The organism is Chryseobacterium gambrini, assembly GCF_900156825.1.
Taxonomy (GTDB): domain Bacteria; phylum Bacteroidota; class Bacteroidia; order Flavobacteriales; family Weeksellaceae; genus Chryseobacterium; species Chryseobacterium gambrini.
The window spans coordinates 562,396-579,402 of record NZ_FTOV01000002.1 but is presented as its reverse complement, the minus strand read 5'-3'; the positions used below and the strand labels follow the sequence as shown (position 1 = coordinate 579,402).

12 protein-coding genes are annotated in these 17,007 nt (G+C 36.2%); 5 read left to right on the top strand and 7 right to left on the bottom strand.

What is annotated here, in order from left to right:
• The coding region (locus BW951_RS06210) for a hypothetical protein (RefSeq protein ID WP_139326110.1) at positions 1-2,900 on the bottom strand (2,900 nt) is incomplete at its 3' end.
• 6 nt (positions 2,901-2,906) lie between these two features.
• The gene (locus BW951_RS23325; protein ID WP_076390987.1) at positions 2,907-4,526 is read right to left on the bottom strand and encodes a T9SS type A sorting domain-containing protein; all 1,620 of its coding nucleotides are present in this window, start codon (positions 4,524-4,526) and stop codon (positions 2,907-2,909) included.
• A 1,231-nt stretch (positions 4,527-5,757) separates the two neighbouring features.
• Here BW951_RS23325 and BW951_RS06195 point away from each other — a divergent pair.
• From BW951_RS06195 to BW951_RS06185, 3 genes are all read left to right on the top strand, one after another.
• The gene (locus tag BW951_RS06195; protein ID WP_076390985.1) at positions 5,758-6,156 is read left to right on the top strand and encodes a putative signal transducing protein; all 399 of its coding nucleotides are present in this window, start codon (positions 5,758-5,760) and stop codon (positions 6,154-6,156) included.
• Positions 6,157-7,557: 1,401 nt separating this feature from the next.
• Positions 7,558-8,163, top strand: coding sequence for a fumarylacetoacetate hydrolase family protein (locus BW951_RS06190; RefSeq protein WP_076390984.1), 606 nt, complete (start codon positions 7,558-7,560; stop codon positions 8,161-8,163).
• Between the two features lie 59 nt (positions 8,164-8,222).
• A complete protein-coding gene (locus BW951_RS06185; protein ID WP_076390983.1) occupies positions 8,223-8,660 on the top strand; it encodes a universal stress protein in 438 nt (145 codons plus the stop codon).
• Between the two features lie 78 nt (positions 8,661-8,738).
• On the opposite strand, the gene BW951_RS06180 is transcribed toward BW951_RS06185, so the two are convergent.
• On the bottom strand, positions 8,739-8,972 hold the full coding sequence (locus BW951_RS06180; RefSeq protein WP_076390982.1) for a DUF6341 family protein: 234 nt from the start codon (positions 8,970-8,972) through the stop codon (positions 8,739-8,741).
• 42 nt (positions 8,973-9,014) lie between these two features.
• Here BW951_RS06180 and BW951_RS06175 point away from each other — a divergent pair, with 42 nt between their 5' ends.
• Positions 9,015-9,920 (top strand): DUF6427 family protein, encoded by a 906-nt coding sequence (locus BW951_RS06175; RefSeq protein WP_076390981.1) that lies wholly within the window; start codon positions 9,015-9,017, stop codon positions 9,918-9,920.
• Positions 9,921-9,925: 5 nt separating this feature from the next.
• Entirely contained in the window at positions 9,926-10,510 is a 585-nt protein-coding gene (locus BW951_RS06170) for a DUF3109 family protein (protein WP_076390980.1), read from the top strand.
• Between the two features lie 360 nt (positions 10,511-10,870).
• On the opposite strand, the gene BW951_RS06165 is transcribed toward BW951_RS06170, so the two are convergent.
• The 4 genes from BW951_RS06165 to BW951_RS06150 form a co-directional block, all read right to left on the bottom strand.
• Positions 10,871-13,732 (bottom strand): M16 family metallopeptidase, encoded by a 2,862-nt coding sequence (locus BW951_RS06165; RefSeq protein WP_076390979.1) that lies wholly within the window; start codon positions 13,730-13,732, stop codon positions 10,871-10,873.
• A gap of 342 nt (positions 13,733-14,074) precedes the next feature.
• Entirely contained in the window at positions 14,075-14,770 is a 696-nt protein-coding gene (locus BW951_RS06160) for a hypothetical protein (RefSeq protein ID WP_076390978.1), read from the bottom strand.
• 114 nt (positions 14,771-14,884) lie between these two features.
• Positions 14,885-16,219 carry a trigger factor gene (locus tag BW951_RS06155; protein WP_076390977.1) on the bottom strand — a complete coding sequence of 445 codons (1,335 nt, stop codon included), beginning with the start codon at positions 16,217-16,219 and terminating at the stop codon, positions 14,885-14,887.
• A 154-nt stretch (positions 16,220-16,373) separates the two neighbouring features.
• On the bottom strand, positions 16,374-16,961 hold the full coding sequence (locus BW951_RS06150) for a hypothetical protein (protein ID WP_076390976.1): 588 nt from the start codon (positions 16,959-16,961) through the stop codon (positions 16,374-16,376).
• Positions 16,962-17,007: the final 46 nt, after the last annotated feature.

Here is a 17,007-nt window from a genome sequence, read left to right as displayed (position 1 = left end):
ACGGTGGTTTCCAATGGAATGCCGATCATGTTTTTACTGATCAATAACTGGTTGTTTTTTTCGTGGGCGTACTGGTAATTTGTCTCTGTGATGCTTCCGTCAGGAAATTGAGTTTTCGACACCGTCAACTCATATGAATTGATATTATTAAAGTTATTTGTTGTAGTGGTACTCACCACAGCATTATCAATATATTCTTTTGTGATCTTGGTAGCTTCGTAATTAAAATCCGTGTACAGAGGATAATATTCATATTTATACTTGGTAACATCAAATAACGAAGTGTAAGAAATAACATCACGCGGTTCAATACTTACTCCTAATTCATCACTAGTAAATGTTCCCTTTTGATTGTAAATGATACTGTCTTTTTTTATTAAAGAAAAACTATTGTTGCCTCCTGATTTGTAGTATTCAATTTCCTTGAGATTTCCTATTCTCCATCCAAAATTGGGTGTTTTTAATCGAACATCAGAATTGGTCTCATTAATAGGCGGAATAAAGTTGTTGTCAAAATGATAAATTTTTCTGATTATGTTTTGGTTATTGTCTACAGATTCTTCAGTCACCTTAGCATATAATATACTGTGTGAAGAACCACCTTTTAAAGGGAAATCAATCAATCCATAAAATTTATTCACTCCAAAATAGTAATCTTCTGACATTAATAGCGGATAACCATATAAAATTCCTGAAGAGTATTTTTGTCCGTTTATAATATCTTCATATTTATATTCGGTTTTTAAAAGCGTAGTGTCATTGGTATCTTTTTGAGTGATTGATTTTATCCTAAGCCCTCCGGCAATATGAGAAGTTGGGGAATTATCGATCTGGAAAGGTGCTTGATCCTGATATGATATTGTTATGGAAAATGACCCCTGTTCCTCCTGTAACCCTCCTTCATCGACGGTATGTGTCATTCTTGTTGCTTCAAATAAGTATTTTCCTTGTGTGAATAAATGTTGAAAATTACTTGGTGTAGATGATATTGGAAACAAATATGTTCTGTTTCCGTTGGAATCAACTTTATAAACTCTGATATAAAATGAATTCATCCATGAATTGGAATTTTCAGGGTTTTGTAGTACTTTTTGAATATCAGCAGAAATATCTGATGTTACATCTTTATTGAATTCAATTTCTTTTTCATAAACAGTATTTAATGGTAAGATATTACCTGTATTCGGATCTACAGATTGCTCTGCTGCAAATTCAATATTATATGTTTGTATAGAAAACAAATCAAGATTCATCGGAGTTTCTGTAATATCACTTATACCTGCAAAGGAATGATTCTCATATTCAAATTCTGTTTTACCTTTAGTCGGATAGGTAATACTTTTTAAAGCTCCTATTTTTGAAAATTCAAGATCTACATTCCTTTCGGCTGTTCCTGCTTTTTTGTAAACATTTTCCAACTTAAAATAAACATTGGGAATGAGTTCTGTGTTAGTAGTCTTTCCATTATAATATCCAAAAAAATCTTGGGCAAAACTCAGTTTGCTTGGAAGCTGCCCCGCATAATAATCAAAAGAATAGTTTCCGGTAAAAGAATTATTGATTCCGTATTCCGATACAGAATTTAACTTTAATCGGTAGTGTGACTTATCAAAATAATCACTAAAAATATAATTATGACTTCTTGAATGATCGGATGATATAAAGCCATATTCATCATTAAAATAGGTGTGATTTAATGAAAAACTTTTTACAGTTCTGCCATCATATTTTACATTTATCTTTTCATAAGAATAATTATTCTGATCTTTTCTGATCATAGCAGATTTTTCAAATTCTATCTGGGTTTTATCATAGACTATTTTTTTTAGTATTTTGTCCTGAGTATTTGGTATGGAATAGATATTATAATCTATCCCTTCCTTATTTTGTGAATATATTCCATAAGAAACAGGGTAAAGATTTCCAACAACAACAGGATTTCCGTTAACCCATTGAACATTATTATAAGTACCATTTGCAAAGTCCAGTGTATTAAACATATACTTGTATTGTCCGGCAAGCTGAATATTCTGTTTATTCATATCCGTTACGGGAACATAATTTTCATCATAAAAAAATTTCACTGTTTTTTTATCAGAAGTTTCTATCTTCACAAGATGCCATGTGTTAATTTTTGGCTGCACTCCAGATGTATAGGCACTTTCTGTATTTATGTTTATGGATCCAAGCTCGTCAACTACTGCGACATTATTGTCTTCATCATAGGATCTCCCAAAATAGTAAGTATTTCCTGAAGTATCCACGATTTTCATATCAATGATATTCCCGTTTGTAGAAATATTAGGAATGATTTTAATGTCACTTTGCGGAGTCTGAATGAATTTCTGAGTTTTAAAATCATAGTAAAACTTGAAACTTTGATTAAATAACGATACGCTGAATTCATCAGGTTCTGTGTCAACTGCATTACTGTTCTGATCCAGCCATGCGTTAGGATATGTGCTGGTTGCATTTGATGCCAGATTTTGTTTAGCCAGTGTATTGTTTTGATTGTAAAAATCGGGATCAATATAATTATCTTCTTTTCCGCGGATATTCCTTGTTACAAAACTCAGGCATGATAAATCCCAGCCAAGCCCTACTGAGCTTACCGTTTCGCTTACTTTCACGCCTTGTGAATTATAGATAAGGTTTATAGGAATGGAAATATTGTCATTAATATTCAGTGAATAAAGAGGAATATTTACATTCGCTGAGCCTGAAGATAACGAAATAGGTTTATCAATATATTTTCCTAATGAAGCTACGTCAGGAGATTTAGGGATAAAATCAAATTTTTTATCCTTTATCTGTTGATTCTGGCTATAAGCATTGAAGCTTATCAACATTAAAACACTTAACGGCAATGCGCTAAGTATACTGTTTCTTTTAATTTTCATCTTGTGTTACTTTTTAATCAATTTGGCATTCGCCGTTTTGTCATTGGTTTTCACCACCACCAGATACGCCCCCTGAATCAAAGGCTGGGTATTGATTTTGGTGATCTTGTTTTTTGTTTTTACCGTTTCAAGCTTTCTTCCGCCCATATCATACACCGCAATTTCAGCCTCAAACGCGCCTTCTCTTAAGTCCTCAAACCCAAGTTCCACATATACATAATCCGTTACCGGGTTCGGATAGATCTTAATATCCTGCTTTTCGATCAGTTGGTCAACCTGTTTATCCCCAAGCTTCACGATCTTCCAGTTTTCTTTACCCAGTTCCTCTGCGCTGGTTCCTGCGAGTATGATTGATCCGTCACGGTTCAGCTTAATATCAGATAACCGTTCCTCTTTTTTTCGGGATTCTCCTTTTACGTGCTTTCTCCACTGCTCGTTTCCGTTCTGGTCGAGATACAGCATCCAGAAAGTCTCATCATCATTTTCAATCCTGCCTTCTGCCTGTGTGTAACCGCCTAAGAGAATTCCCTTAGACTTCCCGCCTCCGTCTTCCTGCTTCCCGGCAATGACACTCATCCCCATCAGAACATCCCTGTTTTTAAAGCTGTAGGACTTCTGCCAGATTTCTTCGCCTCTTTCATCAATGGAGATTAACCAGAGGTCTGTACCTTCTTCAATACCGACTGATTTATTTCCCGATCTTTCCGATCTAGACTCCCCACCGATCAGGTAGCCGGTTGAAGTCAGCGTCAGTGTTCTTACATGATCGTCGCCTTTTCCTCCGAAGTTCTTTTCCCATTCCACTTTTCCGTCTTTCGAAAGCTTAACGATCCAGTAATCGCCTTCACCAAAATTATTGCTTGTTTTTGGTTGATAGTTGATGGTTTTACTACTTCCAGCCTCCGTCTTCCCGCTTCCTGCCAAAGCTGCGCTTCTTGAGTAGATCCCTAACAAAGCTCCACCATCTTTGGTGGGAATCATCTTTTCCACTTCATCCAGACCTTTTCCGCCTAAAATCAATTGGGATAGTTCCTTCCCGTTTTTATCCAGTCGTACCACCAAAACATCTTTGGAGCCGTAGCCTTTCGGTGAGTTCTGCACATTACCCGCAACAAAAAATCCAAAATCTGTTGTTTGGATCACCGCCCTTGTTTCTTCATCTGCAGCACTGCCTATGGTTTTCTGCCATAATTCATCGCCGAATTCGTTGATTCTGATCAGCCAGAAATCACTGCCGCCTTTGGAATCGTCCTTTTTATCCAGTCCTTTTCCTGAATAGCTGGAACCCGCCAGAAGGAACCCTCCTTCCTGCGTATTAACTGTTGCCGACAAAAAATCATGGTTTTTCCCTGAGAAATATTTTTCCCAGACCTCTTCGCCCTGCTGGTTCAGCTTAACAAGATGGAAATCGTAACCGTTGTTCTGCTTTTTGTTGTCAGATGCTGGTTGATTGTTGTCAGGACGGATGCTGCTTCCGGTAATTAAATACTGTTGATCGATGGTGGTAGTGACCTGCGAAAGGAAATCCTGCGTTGAAGACCGGATGTCTTTCTGCCACACCACTTCTTGGGCGGAAACACCCAGAATGCTGCACAAGGTGAGCATACTCATGCCGAGTTTTTTCATGTGTCGTGTAATTTTAAAAGTTATTATAAGGTGAAAATTAAGAAAGGGAATGCTTAGAAAAATCTGGAAATCCGCATTCTTAAAGAATTGATACTGAATTTGACAGAATCTGTCCGAAATTTATTTGTTTTAATCATGGTTTTTTTAGTCTTTTTATGAGCTTTTAGCAGCTTGTTTTTATTAATTTTTTGTTCAGAATAATAAAAATAAACTCCTGTCTTTTTTACTTTTCTGCAAAATTACATTTCATTAACGACAAAACATGTCGCTTTATTTTAAAGGATGCATTTTTTTTCAAACAGGTTGGAAATCATGATGAAAAATATCTTTTATGGGTGTGTTTTAATGTACGCTTCGGCTCCGCTCAGCGCACGGTGATGGTTTGGCTTACAATGATTTGTTTAAAATGGAGTCTTATTGATGTGCGCTTCGGCTCCGCTCAGCGCACGGTGAATGTTTGGTTTACAATAATTTGTTTAAATGGAATCGCACTAAAGTACGCTGAGCGGAGCCGAAGCGTACAATGAAGCAGAAATACTTTCATAAAATTCTTCGGGAATCCTTCGGCTGTTGTTCGGTCATCCTTCGGAAAAAATCCCATTTTTCCGAAGCCGATCCGAAGAAGACCCGAACATGATCCGAAGAAATGGGTTTTCAAACCGGTCAAAACCGGTCAAAAGCAGTCAAAACCGGTCAGAATTTTTTATGGTGGTGGAAAATGGACATTTCTGTGGTAATTTTAACCCGTTCATCAAAAAACATCCTTCAAAAACAAGCAAAAAACAGATTTCATAAATTCAGTCATTCAAACAAATCAACCCAGCAGTACGCAAAGCGGAGCAGAAGCGTATGGTTACCTTAGAAATATCTTCATTAAAATTTTATCGGAGATAAAATCTTTGCGCCTTAAACAGATAGAGCATGTTAAAAAATATTGCGTCCTTGGCGGGTTTAAACAACTTTAGGAATAATTATTTACGATGATGTGCGCTTCGGCTTCGCTCAGCACCCATGGCGGATTTGTGTTATAATGATCTGTTTAAAATGGGATGGCAATGATGTGAGCTTCGACTCCGCTCAGCCCACGGTGGTGGTTGGGTTTACAATGATTTGTTTAAAATTTTATAAGAAAATAAATTTGAATCTGTTGCGCTTACATTACGTAAGTTCATTCACTTAAAAAAATAAAAATAACTATATTTATAAAAAACATGAAAAAAGTAAAAAGACGATGAGTGAACTGGTTAAATTCAAATTTTACGAAACGGCGCTTCAGGCGAACCGGGATAAACAGATTCTGGCTGAAAGCGGCATCAATAGCTTTATCGCCAATGAACAGTTGATTCAGTCGGACTGGCTGCTTTCTCAGGCGGTTGGCGGAATTCAGCTTCAGGTTTTTGAAGAGGATCTTGAAAAAGCAAATCAGGCATTGAAAGATTACAAGGAAAACGAAGAATTTTCTCTGGAAGTAGAACACACCATTGCAGATCCTGAATTTGATTTCGTTTGTCCGAAATGTGGTTCTAACCATATTTACAGGGACGACAGTGCCACAAGTTTTTTCGGAATTTCGATTTTAACGAGCCATAAATTTGTCTGTTATTATTGCGGGAATGAGTTTACGCATTAATGGTTTTAGAAAGTGACGTAATGTTTTTTTAACGCAATGATCGCAATATTTTTTTGAAGGTATTGTGGATATTTTCCGTTCGCAAGGGCGCTTCACTCAGCTAATGAGCTGTATATTTGTATTCCTTATTTATATAACAAAGAGGATATTGAAAGAAAAACAGTACAATTCCCCTTCTTCGGAGGGGTGGCGAAAATTCGGATGAATTTTTGACGGGGTGGTCTTTTAATATGATTGATAAATGATGAGAGATAAATGATGAGAGATAAATGATGATTGATAAAATACAGTTTACGCATTAAATTTAGAAAGTGAAATTGATATTCTTTTTAACGCAATGGTCGCAATGTCTTTTTTGAAGGTATTGTGAATATTTCCGTTCGCAAGGGCGCTTCACTCAGCTAATGAGCTGTATATTTGTATTCCTTATTTATATAACAAAAAGGATATTGAAAGAAAACAGTACAATTCCCTTCCTCCGGAGGGGTGGCGAAAATTCGAATGAATTTTTGACGGGGTGGTCTTTTAATATGAGTGATAAGTGATGAGTGATAAAATACGGTTTACGAATTAAATTTAGAAAGTGAAATTGATATTCTTTTTAACGCAATGGTCGCAATGTTTTTTTAAAAGTATTGTGGATATTTTCCGTTCGCAAGGGCGCTTCACTCAGCTAATGAGCTGTATATTTGTATTCCTTATTTATATAACAAAGAGGATATTGAAAGAAAACAGTACAATTCCCCTTCTTCGGAGGGGTGGCGAAAATTCAAATGAATTTTTGACGGGTGTTTTTTTATTATGATTGATAAATGATGAATGATAAAATACGGTTTACACATTAAATTTAGAAAGTGAAATTAATATTCTTTTTAACGCAATGGTCGCAATGTCTTTTTGAAAGTATTGTGGATATTTTCCGTTCGCAAGGGCGCTTCACTCAGCTAATGAGCTGTATATTTGTATTCCTTATTTATATAATAAAGAGGATATTGAAAGAAAACAGTACAATTCCCCTCCTCCGGAGGGGTGGCGAAAATTCGAATGAATTTTTGACGGGGTGGTCTTTAATTATGATTGATAAGTGATGACTGATAATTGATGATTTATAATCGATGAGGAATGAATTTTCTTTTACAAATAAAATATTATACATTGGAAAATTCATGATTAACTTGTAGAAATTAACCGTTTCACTTCACATAGCCACGATTGCAGCGGCATCCTTTTGTGAAGCGAAGCGGAACAAAAGATACAGCGGAAAGCGGGAAAAAGCTCCTAAAAAAGAAAGGAAGATTGAGGATGGAAGTTTACGATCGTTGAAAATAAAAATTTATTAAATAATGGGAGACTGAGATTGCTTTATCGCATTCGCTTCTCGCAAAGACAAAATAAAAGAGTATGAAAATAATCTGTATTGGAAGAAATTACAGCGAACACGCAAAAGAACTGGGCAACGAAATCCCGGAAAGACCGGTCATTTTTATGAAGCCGGACACAGCGGTTTTGAAGGGAAATGATTTTTACATTCCCGAATTTTCAGATGATGTGCATTACGAACTGGAAGTTGTTATTAAGATTTCGAAAGGCGGAAAATACATCCAGAAAGAAACGGCACACAAACATTATGAGGAAATCGGGCTGGGAATTGATTTTACCGCGAGAGATCTTCAGAGTGAATTAAAATCCAAAGGATTGCCCTGGGAACTGGCGAAAGGTTTTGACGGTTCTGCAGTAGTGGGAAATTTCTTTAAAAAAGATAATTTTAATCTGGATTGCCTGAATTTTTCTTTACTGAAGAACAAGGAAAAGGTACAGGACGGAAATACGAAGGACATGATGTTCACCATTGATGACATTATTGCTTTTGTGTCGCAGTATTTTACATTGAGAGTGGGAGATCTTATCTTTACAGGAACCCCGAAAGGCGTAGAAAAAGTGGAAGAAAATGATATTCTGGAAGCTTATCTTGAAGATAAAAAGGTTCTTGACATCCGAATATTATAAGTAATTTAACATAACTTTTGGCATAATTTTCCTATCTTTAGTAGACAAAATTAAAGGTTATGGTAAATATTGTATTACCCGTAGATTTTGGGGACAAGACAGAACAGCTTTTGGAAGGAGCTGTAAAATTCGCTAAGCAGGTAAACGGCAGAATTTATTTAATTCATGTGGCACCTTCGGATATCGGCTTTGCGATCGGAGATATGGGATTTCAGTATTTTCCGGAAGTAGAGGAAAACGAGATCCGGGAAGAACTTGTTCAGCTGAACAAAATTCAGCAGAGAATTCTCGCGCATGAGGTAGACTGCGAACATATTCTGAAACAGGGAATTGCAAAAGATATTATTTTGGAACACGCAGAAGATAAAAAAGCCGATTTCATAGTGATGGGATCTCACGGAAGAAGCGGAATTTATGATGTTTTCGTGGGAAGTTTAACAAAAGGGATCACGAAGGATTCTAAAGTTCCTGTTCTGGTGCTTCCGATACATGACTAAAAAGTGAAAATTTTAATCGTTAATAAAAAAGCCGACCAAATAAAAATTTGATCGGCTTTTTACTATATAACCAATTAATTAACCTTCATTTTTGTAGATTTTCGGATCGTAGTAAGGGTTCTTACCTTCTGTTGGAGAATAGTAGTCTTTATCTTTATCACCTCCTAAAGTAACTACCAAAACGTAGCACCAGTAAGTGAATAGTACGCAACAAACGATAAACAGAATCCAGTTCAAAACATTACCGAAAGTATCAAAGAAACCGAAAGACCATTTGAAAACTTTGCTTAAGAATAGAAAGAAAGACGTCATTATTTTCCTTTTTTAAATTAACTTTGTACAAATTTATAAAAAATGTTTAAATTACTTTCAAAAGAAAGCAATATTTTTTCAATTCCTGTTTATATTGGTTTTCTTCTTTTAATAGTAATAACTTTTAATTTATTGAATTTCAACACTTATGAGGGGATTATTGCCGGGATTACTTTTCTGGGAATTGCTCTGGGATATTTCTGTTTTCACAGTATTGCACTCAATTATCAGACGCATCTTCCATTATTCTTATATACATTTTTTGTTTTCGGGCTGTATCCCGGAAATTTAGACATCGGAATTGCTGTCGCGCTGCTTACCAATTCTTTTCTTTTGCTGCTTTTGACAAGTACCAATGAAGACATCCGAAAAAAATCTTATGTTCTGGTAGGCTCCATTGTTGCCCTGAATTTTATTTTTCTTCCGACAACATGGCCCATGGCGGTTTTTGTGATTATCCACGTAATTGCCACTTCCGAAAGAATCGGGCTGAATATTTTCAGGTTTTTACTGGGGATTATTTTAATTGTTTTCAGTTATTTTTCAGTGATGTTTTTTATTGATTTTAAAAGCTGGAATATCGATTATTTTCCGTTCGGAAAGATGAAACCGGTGACAGATTATACAGAACTTCTGCCTTTGATCCCTGTAATTGGTATGCTGATTTATGCTGTGTATGACCATTTCAGAAATTACAATAAAAAAAGCCCGATAAGCAGGTACAAATATACTTTCCTGCTTGTCTTTTCGATGGCACAGCTTATTACGATTATTCTTTACATGAATAAAAATTATGAATATTTACTTCTTCTTGCATTTCCCTCTACTATTATCATCAGCAGAATGCTCAGATTTCTGCCGAAATACTGGATGCAGGAAGTCGGTTTGTGGATGCTTATTTTCAGTTTAATCGGTTTTAAAGCCGGAACTTATTTTAATTTATTTTAAAGATTATGATTCAGATAGACGATAAATTGATCTCCGAGGATATTTTTTCTGAAGAGTTTGTGTGTAACCTTTCTAAATGTAAAGGTGCGTGTTGTGTGGAAGGAGATGTAGGTGCTCCTTTGGATAAGGACGAACTGGAAATTTTAGATTCTATTTTTGAGAAAGTGAAGCCTTATCTTACCGAAGAAGGCATTAAATCCATCGAAAAGATCGGAACATGGACAACCGATCCGATGGACGGAATGTACGTAACACCAATGGTAGAAAACCGCGAATGTGCATACGTAACTTTTGATGAAAAAGGAATTACGAAATGTGGTATTGAAAAGGCATATGAAGATGGCGCAGTAGACTGGCAGAAGCCGATCTCATGCCATCTCTACCCAATCCGTATTAAAGAATATTCTACTTTCAAAGCACTAAACTATGATGTTTGGAAGATCTGCAGCGATGCCTGTACTTTAGGCAAAGAATTGCAGGTTCCCGTGTATAAATTCCTGAAAACGCCTTTGATCCGAAAATACGGTGAAGAATTTTACGAAGTTCTGAGTGAAGTGGCTGAAGAATGGAAGAAGGAGTACGGATCTTAATTTTGGGTAAAAGGCTTAAAGAGTGATAGGGTTTGAGGATTTGAGGGTTTAGAGTTGTAAGATTTTTAGGTTTTAAGATTTTTTTCAACTTTAACTGAATTGCATTCAGCCTTATCAGTAAAGATGGACTTGATAGAAGGACAAGATAATTATGTCAACAGGAATTGGCTTTAGCCAAAACTAATCATCAATAATGTCTTAAGCTGATTTTTGTAGGTTTTACATCAGATTAAAACTTAGGTAATTGACAAAATGCAATAATTTGATGATCTAAATTATCTAAATCAACTTCACGTTAATAAAGCAAAACCGTTCTGTAAAATCTACAGAACGGTTTTTAATTGAACTTTATATCGAAAATTATTTTGCTGCTCCGGCTTTTATAACTGCTGTTTCTGCTTTAGCTTCCTCTTTTTTGGCTTTTTCCCAGCCGTCTTCCGGCATCAGAGTTGCCACGATTCTGCCTTTTGTAAGATATTTCTTAGCTACATCCTGAAGGTCTTTTACGGTTAAAGCTTTTACTTTTTCCTGATAGTTAAGGATTTCATATTTATCGCTTCCGTCAAGCTGATTTTTGGTAAGCGCGTTCATCCAATACATATTGTCTTTCATATTGGTTTTATCATCATTGTATTCCCCTTCCTTGTATTTATCAAGATCCTTTTGCTCTGGTCCTTTATCAATTAACTTCTGAAGCTCTGTAATCGCACTTTTCGTTAATTTCTCAGCATTTTCCGGTCCGCAAGGGAAATTGATGCTGAAACTGTAATTACTGAACGGTACTTTGTACATTCCACCTCTTGCTCCGCCACCGTAAATTCCGCTTTCATCTTCTCTCAGTTTTTCAATTACCTTAATGGTTGCCACTTCTCCAAGAGCCTCTAAAGCCAGTGCTTCTTTTTCGTTGTAAGGCGCTTCTCCGCTGTACGCGATAGTAACCATACTTTTAGGATCTTTTCCTTTTTTGTAAACCTTAGAATAATCTCCGGTTATCTGTCTGTATCCTGTATCTTTAAAAGTAGACGTTTTTCCGCTTGAAGGAAGACTTGCGATATACTGTAACACTTCATTTTTAAATGTTGCCTCATCAATATTTCCTACAAAATAAAACTGGAAGTTTCCGGCATTGGAGAATTTCTCTTTATAAATATCGTACGCTTTTTTATAATCTGTATTTGCCCAGTCTTTCTCCACCGGGATAATTCCTACAAATCTCGGGTTTTTCTGATTCATGAATTTCGCATGCTCACTGGAGAAATAAAACTGAGGATTGGACAACAGGTTATCCATCATCGCAGACTGCTTTGTTTTGTAAGCATTAAATGCATCAGGATTGTAATTCAAACCTGTAAAATAAGCATACATAAGCTCCATTGCTGTTCCGAGATCTTTTCTGGTCGTTCTTCCGGAAAGTCCTTCTGTTACATTTCCGATTGACGGATTTACGTTTACCTGCTTTCCTGCAAGATAATTGGTAAGGTCTGCTTTGGAGAAACCATTAACTCCGGCTTCCGATAAGGCAGGAAAAGCAAACTGGGTTTTAATAAAGTCGGCATCATTAATTACTGAGCTTCCTCCCAGACTTCTCGCTGCAAAAACAATTTCGTCATCTTTAAAATCTGTCTTCTTAAAGGTTACTTTTGCGCCATTGCTCAGCGTCCACGTTGTGGTTCCTAATTTGGCATCGTTTTCCGTTTTAGCAATTGCACCTTCAGATTTGAAAGGTTTTACTAAATTTTTAATGGTAGCTTTTTCCTGATACGGTTTAAGATCTGCCATCTTCACTCCTTCAAAAGTATTCAGTACCATGGCTTCAGTCGGCATCTGAATGTTGTCTTTTTTAGGACCGGTGATTACCACTACCCTGCTGTCGTCTTTTACCAGTTTTTTAAAAACTTCATTGGTCTGAGCCAACGTTACAGAAGGTAAGAATTTTTTGGTGTCTTCATATTCCCATGCAATTCCCGGCATTGGTTCCTGCTCAAGGAAATTTCTTACATATTCGTCTACAAGAACATCACTTTCCGTTTTATCTCTGTTGTTGTAGGTTCTTTCAATATTAGACATTACCTGAGCTTTAGCCCTGTCTAATTCTGTTTGTGTAAACCCGAATCTTTTCGCTCTTTCCGTTTCTTCCAGAAGAACTTTTAAAGCATTAAGCTGGTTTCCGTCTTTCACCATTGCCATTCCCTGAAAAGCTTCCTTACTTCTTGCATAGGTTCCGCCGTGATAAACATAACCGTACGTAAAAGGAGGATTATTTGAGTTTACCAGCTCTCCTAATCTGTTATTCAGCATGGTGGAAGCAATCTGTTCTACAAGACTCTGGTTGTACTGCTCTACTGTAACATCCGGCTGGTAAGATTCAGAATCTTTCATGATGAACTGTACCATAGATCTTGTAGCATCCGGATCTGTTTCGATAGCCACCAAAGTTTCCTTATGGTTCGGAAGATCGAAGCTCTTTCTTTCTCTTGGTTTGGAAGGATTTTTATATTTGCTGAAATTATCTTTAATTTTCTTTTCAACTTCATCCACATTAATATCTCCCACTACTACAATTGCCATCAGATCCGGTCTGTACCAGTCTTTATGAAACTGTCTGATAACATCCGGTTTGAAGTTTTCCAGAACATCTTTCTTCCCGATCGGAAGTCTGTTGGCATACTGAGAGTTGTACAGTAATTTCGGAAGGTATTTATCCGACATTCTTTTGTCTGCTCCCAAACCAAGTCTTAATTCTTCCAGAACAACGCCTCTTTCTTTGTTGATCTGCTCATCAGAAAGTGTTGCATTGAATGCCCAGTCTTCCATCACTTTAAGACCTGCATCCAGATTTCCCGGCTTGTCTAAAGGAACAGGAAGCATATAAACCGTTTCGTCAAAGCTGGTGTAAGCGTTTAAATGCTGTCCGAATTTCACCCCGATAGACTGTAGAAAGTCGACAAGTTTATTATCCGGGAAATTTTTTGTTCCGTTGAAGTTCATGTGCTCCATGAAGTGAGCCAGACCTCTCTGGTTTTCATCCTCAAGGATAGATCCTGCATTAATTGCAAGTCTGAAATCTACTTTCTTTTCGGGTAATGTATTTTTTCTGATATAGTACTTCATCCCGTTCGGAAGAGTACCGGTCTTTACAGAAGGATCCATAGGAATATTCTGTGCAAATGCATTGGCAGACATCAGAACGACTACTGCAAGCGACGAAAACATTTTTTTCATAGTTGTTTCGATTATTAATTTTTATGGTTCAAAAATATAATTTATTCACTTAACGAGGAAATGTTCAAATTATTATTTAAAGTTAAATTTGAGTTAATTATCGTTAATATTTTTTAAGAAAAAAGATTTGAATTTCAGAAAATGAGAACAGCTTTAAAAGGGAAAATCCCAAGCCAAAGTAATGCAATCTTTTCTCATCAGTATGTTTTTGTGTTATAATAAGCAAAATTAAAAATTCAGAATATAAAGAATCTATTTTTTTAGTTAAACTTTAGTTAAAAATATTATATCAGCAAAAAAGTCGGGCAAAACCCGACTTTATTATGTTAAATAACAATTATTTTATTTAAAATCCGCATCCGTAACTCCTGAATTAACTGTTACTTTTGTCGTTTTAATAGTCATGGTCTGTCCGCCACCCTGCGCTTCAATTAAGGAAGGGAATTTAATTCCGTCTACCGTTAAATAATCTTTTGTAAGCGCTGTTCCCTCTTTTGCATCCGCTTTATATAAAAGACCTGTAGAAGCATCGAAATAGAATTTTCCTTTATCGGAAGTTAATACATTATAATCTTTTCCGTCGATTTTTTCTGTGGTAACATCCTTGAATTTTGTATAATCGTATCCTAACGCATCAATAATTTTTCCTTTCTTTAAATCTCCCAGTTTATCTGCCGGAATTTCGCTTTTGTTCCCCATCTGCTCCATATATCCTTTTTCGCCGTCAAAATACTGAGAAGCCGCTTTCTGTCCCATAAAAAACTGCTCAGACTTGAATTTGTTGCCCAGTTTTTTCGTGGTCATCGTAATTTCTCCCGGAAGCGCAGCTCCCGAAATCGTATTTTCTATTACAATTGAATTTACAGCTTCAAGTTTATCTTTTCCTCCAAGTGCCGTAAGATATTTATCGATAACTTCTTTTGGAGTAAGTTTAGATTTTACAGCTTCCGTTTTAGCGGGAGCAGCAGTAGTTTTTTGTGCAGCTACCGAAGTGGAAAAAAGCACAGCGCAAAAAAACAGAATGATGATCTTTTTCATAAATAAAGTTTAGTGTCGTAAATATAGGAATATTAAACAAATAAATGCAGATGTTTACTCAATAAAAAAACCACTGCAAAAACAGTGGTTTTCAAATATTTATAGCAAAATAAATTACTTTTTAAGCTCTTCTAAAAACTCGTCGTGAGAAATTGCAGTTTCTTTTTTCGTTGCTTTTTCAAGGATTACATCCTTAAGCTTCGTCATCGCAACTTCAGAAGAAATCTGTCTTACCTGCTCCTGGTCTTTCAACATTTCAACCGCATATTTCTGGATCTCCTCATCTCCTAAGTGGTGGATTCCGTAGATAGCTAATTGATTTCTTACCAACTGTTCAGCCTGTCCTAAAACATCAGCATAGTCTAATTTAATGTCGTTATCCGTCATTAATTTACCTTCGATAATCTGATATTTCAACTGGTTTTTCTCAGATTCAAGGATTTCTTTTGCCTGCTCTTCAGACTGGATGTTCTGGTTAGAGAACATTAACCATTTTACAAGGAACGTTTCAGGAAGTTTTACTTCTTCTTTTTCAGAAACCTGCTCCAATACTTTATTCACAAAGTGAACATCAGCATTTTGCTGGAAGTATTCGTCTAATTCAGATTTTACTTTTTCTTTCAGTTCTTCTTCAGACTTGATGTTTCCTTCTCCGTAAACTTTATCGAATAATTCCTGATTAAGTTCAGCTAAGTTAAGACCGTAGAAATCTTTTACTTTTACTTCCACTTCGTTGTGGTGTAAATGCTCAACTTCTTCTTTAGAGAATCCTAATTCTTTAGCCAGTTCTTCGTTTTCAGCAAGCGTTTCTTTAGAAACTTTTACAGAACCGTCCATTTTCAAAGATTTTACCAGTTTGAAAGCTTCTTTGTTTTCAGCAGTAATGGTAACGTTCTTTGGATGATGGTGGTGCTCTCCTTCTGCATCTTCTTCCACAACCTGAGAAATTTCTAAAGCGATGTAAGAATCTTTATTGATTTTTTCTTGAGGAGCCTGCTCTGCAAAACGCTTCTGCATGTTCTCAATACTTTTGTTGATTTCTTTTTCAGAAGCCTCTACTTTGTAGTGAGGAGCTTCATATTTAGCCAGGTCAATAGTGAATTCAGGCTCAAATCCTACTTCAAAAGCAACTTCAAGCTGATCCGCATTGTAATCGAATTCGTTTACTGGCTGTGGAACCGGCTGACCAACTAATCTTAGTTTGTTTTCGTTTACGTAGTTGTTTAAAGCATCAGAAACCTGCTTGTTGATTTCTTCAAAAGCAATACCTGCTTCATATTGTTTTCTAACCATACTCAAAGGCACTTTCCCTTTTCTGAAACCAGGAACTTGCGCATTTTTAGCATAATTAATCAATTGCTTATCAACTTTTTCTTTATAGTCAGATTTTTCCAATGTCACTGTAAGCAATGCACTTACATCATCATGGTTTTTTGCAGTAACCTTCATTATTGATTAAAATTTTAGGTTGCAAAAATATGAAAATTTTATGAAAAAATATCAATTAAAATTAACTTAAAAAGCCAAATAGTGTTAAATAGAAAAACCACCGGAAAAATTCCGGTGGTTTTAGTAACAAGATTAAAGATATTAAAAGGTTATTTTAATTCGTGATGGTATAGTTTGCCTGTGCATCTGTTTCTCCTCCTACCTGCGTTCCGTAGATCACTCCGTTTCCGGTTGTCTGGGAATCTTCAGTTACACTTGCCGGTTCGTGGTATAAAGTAAAGATTAGCTGGCTTGTTGCAGAAGGGTTTTTAACGGCTTTGTTTACTACCCATTCTGTTTTTAGTCCTACACGTTTTCCGTCTGCTCTTGTAGAAGAAGCATCATCTGTACGTGTTAAAGTAATATCGGAATTCGGGAAATTGAAGATTAAAAAATGTTCGTCTTTTGCATCCTTAATTTCCTGAGTGGCATCTTCGTTTCCGTTTTTAAACTGTGCAGTTACCTGATAGGTTTTTCCGTCGGTTAATTTAATCGCCTGAGCTCCTCCCGCTCCCATGCTGTAATTGTACGTTTGGGTAGTTCCCGCCGCAACATCTTTCACATTCAAAATAATGTTGGTAAGATCTTCCTGAGGCAGGTCGTCTTCTGCCGCAGATCCGTCTCTCTGACAGGAAACTACGGTGATGGCGATGAATAAAACAGCTAATAATTTGATGATATTTTTAGTATTGAATAATTTCATTTTTTTAAATTTTAAAGTTGATATTTTGTCTGATGGTTTTAAAAAT